This window comes from Streptomyces sp. NPDC017056, from assembly GCF_044332485.1.
Lineage (GTDB): Bacteria > Actinomycetota > Actinomycetes > Streptomycetales > Streptomycetaceae > Streptomyces.
In genome coordinates, this window is the sequence record NZ_JBIRPD010000008.1 from 77948 (window position 1) to 83495 (window position 5548).

A 5548-nucleotide genomic window follows, 5' to 3' on the forward strand; every position below is an offset into this window, starting at 1 on the left:
GTCTACCGGCTCAGCCCGCCGCGTCGGAAAATTCCCGCGCGAGGGCGCGATGCCAGTCCGCGGCCTGCTTCCCCTGGGCGGAGCTGACGGTCGATCCAGGCATGCGGCTCAGGCGTTCGGCCGTCTCCGCCAGGCGCAGGTGCTCGTTCCGCGCGTACTCACGGCAGGCAAGGCAGGTGACACGGTCCGGACGCGGAGAGGTCATCGCGTACGGCACCCGCAGCCCGCATCCGGTGGTGACGTGGCTCGGCAGGTCGCCGGCCAGGCCGAACGTGGCTGCCAGTATGTTGCGCGCAGCGGCTTCGCCGTGGGTCACGTTCGTACCGACATGGATGTGCGGATCGTTCCCGCCCATGAGTCCTCCCTTCAACACGTGTCTCAGGCACCCGGCTCTACCGGGCGCCAACCCCTGAAAATCAACAACAACGGAAACGCTATTTCGAACAGGCCGCCAGGCTCCCGCTGCTCGACGCCCGGTCACAGCAGGCCCAGGTCTCGGGCGCGCAGGGCGGCCTGGGTGCGGTCGCGCAGGGCGAGGCGGCCGAGGATGCGGGAGACGTGGTTCTTCACGGTGCCCTCGCTGAGGTACAGCTGCGCGGCGATCTCCCGGTTGGTCCTGCCCTGCGCCACCAGCCGCAGGATGTCGATCTCGCGCGGGCTGAGGGCGGCGGCCTGTTCCGCCCCTGGGGCCGGGGAGGGCAGGGAGGCGGTGAGGTGGCGGGTCACGGCGGCGTCGAGCTGGGTGACGCCCGCGTGCGCGAGCCGGACCGCGTGGGCGAGTTCGTCGGCCGGCAGGTCCTTGAGCAGGTAGCCGCAGGCGCCCGCGCGCAGCGCCTGGACGACGTACTCCTCGTCGTCGAACGTCGTCAGCATCACCGCCCGGCACTCCGGCGCCTCGCCGCGCAGGACGGCGACCGCCTCGACGCCGTCCATCCCCGGCATCCGGACGTCCATCAGCACGACGTCCGGGCGCAGTTCGAGCACCTTCGCGACGGCTTCGCGGCCGTCCACCGCCGTACCGACGACCGTGATGCCCGGCCGGATGGAGAGCAGCGCGGCGATGCCGTCCCGGATGAGCCGCTGGTCGTCCACGACGAGTACGCGTACCGGCGTGTCCTCCTCACTCATGGCACGCCTGCCCCGCCGTGGCCGCGCGGCACCGTCACCGTCAGCCGGGTCCCGGTGCCGGGGCTGCTGTCGATGTGCACGCTCCCGCCCACCAGGTGCACCCGTTCGCGCATCCCGAGCAGTCCGAACCCGGTGGCGGCGGCCCCGTCCGGGGTGAAGCCGCGGCCGTCGTCGGACACCACGAGGCGTGCCGCGTGTTCCGTCAGCCGCACCGCGACCGTCACCCGCGTGGCCCGCGCGTGGCGGCGCGCGTTGGTCAGCCCTTCCTGTGCGGCCCGGTAGAGCGCGGTCAGCGCCGCCGGGGCGTAGCCGTCCTCGGAGCCCTCCACCTGCGTGGCGACGTGGGGCCCGGCCCCGCCGGCGCGCGCCAGGCCCGCGAGCATCGCCCTCAGCGACTTGTGCGTCTCCTCGCCCCGCAGTGCCCGCACGGACTGCCGTACGTCGCCCAGCGCGCGCTTCACCGCGAGCCGCGCCTCGTCGACCGCTCGCTGGGCGGAGTGGGGGTCCAGGGCCCGGAACTCGGAGGCGATCTCCAACTGCACGGCGGCCGCGGTGAGATGATGTCCGAGGCTGTCGTGGATGTCCCGCGCGAGACGGTTGCGTTCGGCCGCGGCGGACAGTTCCGCGACCTGCGCGGCGTACTGCTCCAGAGCGCGCCGTCCCCGCTGTTCGCCGATGGCCACGGCCGCCATGGACAGCGCGAGGACGAGGCCGACGCAGAGCATCAGCAGGTCGGAAACGCGCTCCGGTTCGCGGTACCAGCCGGGCGCGGTCAACGCGTATCCGGTGAGCAGTCCGGCCACACACAGCGCCGCCAGTGCGAGCGCGGCGCCGCGTCCGATGGCGAAGTAGGCGGTGAACGGCAGGAGTACGAAGAGGACTTGGGCCAGCTCCGACACGTCGAGGGCGACCACCACCACGATCAGGCCGCCCCGCGCGAGCAGCGGCAGCCATGCCTGGGCGGGTGCCTTACGCCGCTCCACGGCCTCCAAGACAGCCAGCGCCGCGAGCCCCGCGACGAACCCCGCGATGCGCCAGAGCGGCGGGCCGGGGCCGGGGGCGAGGTCCGCCACTTCGTAGTAGAGGCCGCCGACCAGCACCGCCGCGTACAGCAGGGGCGACACCCACGGCACGGGTACGTACGCTGCCATGCGCCCACCCCCTCCTGCGTGCCGCCCAGGCTAGGCGGGCGGCGGCCGGGGGGCGAGGGAGCGGGGTGGCCGCGCGCGGATGTGGCCGAGCGGCAGGTGCCGGACGGCCATCGGGCAGCGGCGCGGCGGGTGACTTCCGGCGGCGGGTCTCACCGGTCTTCATCTGCCGCAGACGGCCGCCGGCTCCTTAACGTTTCGGCCCCGGCCCGAGAGGTTCCGGCCCGAGAGGTTCCGGCCCGGGGCCGCCCTTCGACGTATTGGAGTGCCCCATGCCCACGCCCTTGTCCGACCGGTCCGCCTGCCTCGGCGCGCTGTCCGGCGCGCTGTCCGGGCTCCTCGTCACCCTGCCGGCAGCCGTCGAGATCTTCACCGGGGAGACCGCGGCGACCAGCTTCTTCCTCGCCCTGGCTCCCGCGTTCTCGCTGCCGTTGCTGGCCGCGCTGCACCGGCGCCAGGGCCCGGCCGCCGGCCGCTTCGGGGAGACGGCCTACGCCGTCAACCTCATCGGCCTCGGCCTGTTCGGCGGTGCCGCGTTCACCTCGAACCTCGTGCTGTTCTCCTTCGACGACGCGGTCGTCAAGAAGACCCTGACGGGCCCCACCGTCCCCACGCTCATCGGCTCCGCGGCCGTCTTCGCCGTGGGCTGCGCCCTCTTCGGGGCGGCGATGATCCGTGCCCGGGTGCTGCCGCGGGTCCCGTCCTGGGCCTACGCGACAGCGGTGCCGCTCTTCGCGTTCCTGATCGCCCTGCCGGACTCCGCGCTGACGAGTGCCCTGCACATCGCGGTCGGCGCCACCCTGATCCGGCTCGCCTCCGCCCTGCGGCGTCCCGCCGGGAAGGCGGCCCGGCGGGCGGGCGCCCTTGCGGGTCACGCCGGCCCCGGCTGAGCGCTGGGTCCCGGCTGGTCGCTGGGTCCCGGCCGATCGCTCCGACCCCGTCAGGTCCGAGCCGTACCCCCTCCGCTTGACAGGCAACCTCATGGTTGCCAATCTGAAGTGGAGGGGGTTTGGACGGCATGGACGAGGTGTTCAAGGCGCTCGCGGACGCGAGCCGCAGACGGCTGCTGGACCGGCTGAACGAACGGGCCGGCCAGAGCCTGCGCGAGATGTGCGCGGGGCTGGAGATGACCAGGCAGGCGGTGTCCAAGCACCTGGCGGTGCTGGAGGGCGCCGGCCTGGTCACGACGGTCCGGCACGGCCGGGAGAGGTTGCACTACCTCAATCCCGTGCCCATCCACGATCTTGCCGACCGCTGGATCGGCCAGTACGAGCGGGGCCGGATGGCCGCGCTCGGCAACCTGAAGCACACCCTGGAAGGAACCGCGATGAGCAAGCCAGAGTTCGTCTACACGATCTACATCCACACCACTCCCGAGAAGCTCTGGGAGGGGCTGACCAGCCCGGAGTTCCTGAAGCAGTACCACGGCGGCTGGGCGCCCTCCTCGGACTGGAAGGCCGGCTCGAAGGTGCTGTGGCCGGTCGAGGACGGCGGCGAGCCGCAGGACCTCGGCCAGGTCGTCACCGAGTCGGAGCCCGGCAAGCGGCTCGCCTACACCTGGCACACGCTGCAGCCGATGCACCAGGAGATGTTCGGCATGAGCGACGCGGAGTTCGCCGAGGCGGTCAAGGAGCGCTCGAAGGTCGCCTTCGACATCGAGCCGGCCGAGGAGCCTGAGCTGGGCGTGAAACTCACCATCACCCACGACGGCTTCGACTCGGCCGACTCCAAGATGCTGGAGGGCGTCAGCGGCGGCTGGATCATGATGCTGTCGGAGCTGAAGACGATCCTCGAAAAGTCCTGACCCGCCGCTCGGCAGGCCACTGCCGACACTCCGCCAGAACCCCGCCGTTTTCCCTGGTCAGAGCCGTTGTCACGGTCCACCCGCCGGTCTCAGCGGCGCGCACACCTGGGACCCGGGGGCCCGGACGGCGCGGGACGGGCGCAGGTCCGCGACCGCGAAACAGCGCCGCAGCCACCGGTCCCGCCCGTCGTAGCGGGGCCGGAAGGCGGTGCGGCCGTGCACGGCGGCCCGGTTGTCCACGACGATCAGGTCGCCGGCTTCCAGGACCGTACCGACGAGTACGGCGAGCATGGCCTCGCGCAGCTCGTCGAACGCGCGGGCCGCGGTCTCGTCCAGCGGTTCCATGGCGTGGAAGTCGGCGACGATCTCGGGGTCGGTGGCCGGCCCGGACAGCACCGGCAGCGGCGGCGAGACGGCGCCGGCACCGGCGGCCGTGCCGGTGCCGGTGCCGGTGCCGCCGAACGAGCTGCTGAGGTGGATGCGGAACAGCGGGCGGCGCAGTACGCGAACGCACTCGGCGGACAGGCGGGGCAGCGCCTGGGCGACGGCACCGTAGGTGGTGCGGGCCCGGCGCTCGTGGTCGGCGCGCAGGCACAGCAGCGTCACGAAGTCCGGCTTGTAGGGGTGGAAGCCGTCCTCGGTGTGCAGTTCGAGCAGCACGCTGCCGCTGTTCTCCTGGCGCTGTTCGGCGCCCCTGACCGGGACGACGTCCTGGACCAGGTGGCCCGCCTTCTCGTCGGCGTAGGCGATGACGTCGCCGAGCCAGGACACCACGGCCAGCTGGGCGACGGTCGCGGTGCAGAGGCCCGACCAGGCGGGTGCGGCGCCGTCGGCGGGGGTCGGTGGCAGGTCGTCGTCGAGCGGTACGTTGCGTACGAGCAGGACGCCGTGCGGGTTGCCCTGCCTCCGGAAGCGGCTGAGCGCGCGGGCCAGGCGCGGCGGGACCCAGCGCGCCGCCACCTCGATCTCGGCGAGCAGCCCGGGGTCGTCGAACTGCTCGGGGCCGGCCGGCTCCCCGTGCGGCAGCATGCCGGTGATCTCGGCGGCGACCTTGCGGAACTGTTCGGTCTCCGGCGGCGTCAGCTCCACCGTCACGCCCTCGGCGCCGCCGTCGGCGGAAGGTTCCCGGTACGTCAGCACAGCGGTGTCTCCTCGCGGTCCGCGGCGGTCAACGGGCGGACGGGGATCCGGCTTCGTCCATGGCCCGGACGAGGCTCTTCGGGCGCATGTCGGTCCAGTGTTCCTCGACGTGGGCGAGGCAGGCCTCCCGGGTGTCCGCGCCGCGGGCGACCGTCCAGCCGGCCGGGACCTCCGCGAACGACGGCCACAGCGAGTGCTGGCCCTCGTCGTTGACCAGTACCAGGTAGGTGGCGTCGGGGTTCTCGAAAGGGTTGGTCATGGTGTGGTCCTTCTCCGGGTGAGCTTGGTTTCGGGGACGGAAGTTCAGGGGGGCGATGGCCACCGGGGG

The 5548-nt window shown here is 72.7% G+C and carries 7 protein-coding genes; 2 read left to right on the forward strand and 5 right to left on the reverse strand.

Going from position 1 to position 5548, the window contains the following annotated elements:
• Positions 1-10: 10 nt before the first annotated feature.
• From ACH4OW_RS16500 to ACH4OW_RS16510, 3 genes are all read right to left on the reverse strand, one after another.
• A complete protein-coding gene (locus ACH4OW_RS16500; protein WP_398028333.1) occupies positions 11-355 on the reverse strand; it encodes a hypothetical protein in 345 nt (114 codons plus the stop codon).
• Positions 356-477: 122 nt separating this feature from the next.
• Positions 478-1128, reverse strand: coding sequence for a response regulator transcription factor (locus ACH4OW_RS16505; RefSeq protein WP_360136488.1), 651 nt, complete (start codon positions 1126-1128; stop codon positions 478-480).
• Positions 1125-2279, reverse strand: a complete 1155-nt coding sequence (locus ACH4OW_RS16510; protein ID WP_398028335.1) for a sensor histidine kinase — start codon at positions 2277-2279, stop codon at positions 1125-1127. Before ACH4OW_RS16510 ends, ACH4OW_RS16505 begins: the two co-directional genes overlap by 4 nt.
• 269 nt (positions 2280-2548) lie before the next feature.
• On the opposite strand from ACH4OW_RS16510, the gene ACH4OW_RS16515 reads away from it, so the two are divergent.
• Together ACH4OW_RS16515 and ACH4OW_RS16520 are read left to right on the forward strand one after the other, a co-directional pair.
• The gene (locus ACH4OW_RS16515) at positions 2549-3166 is read left to right on the forward strand and encodes a hypothetical protein (protein ID WP_398028337.1); all 618 of its coding nucleotides are present in this window, start codon (positions 2549-2551) and stop codon (positions 3164-3166) included.
• Between the two features lie 128 nt (positions 3167-3294).
• On the forward strand, positions 3295-4080 hold the full coding sequence (locus ACH4OW_RS16520; RefSeq protein ID WP_398028339.1) for an ArsR/SmtB family transcription factor: 786 nt from the start codon (positions 3295-3297) through the stop codon (positions 4078-4080).
• A 69-nt stretch (positions 4081-4149) separates the two neighbouring features.
• Here ACH4OW_RS16520 and ACH4OW_RS16525 read toward each other — a convergent pair whose 3' ends face one another.
• The gene (locus tag ACH4OW_RS16525; protein WP_398028341.1) at positions 4150-5220 is read right to left on the reverse strand and encodes a TauD/TfdA family dioxygenase; all 1071 of its coding nucleotides are present in this window, start codon (positions 5218-5220) and stop codon (positions 4150-4152) included.
• 28 nt (positions 5221-5248) lie between these two features.
• Complete coding sequence (locus ACH4OW_RS16530) at positions 5249-5479, reverse strand: MbtH family protein (RefSeq protein WP_360136493.1); 231 nt, start codon at positions 5477-5479, stop codon at positions 5249-5251.
• Positions 5480-5548: the final 69 nt, after the last annotated feature.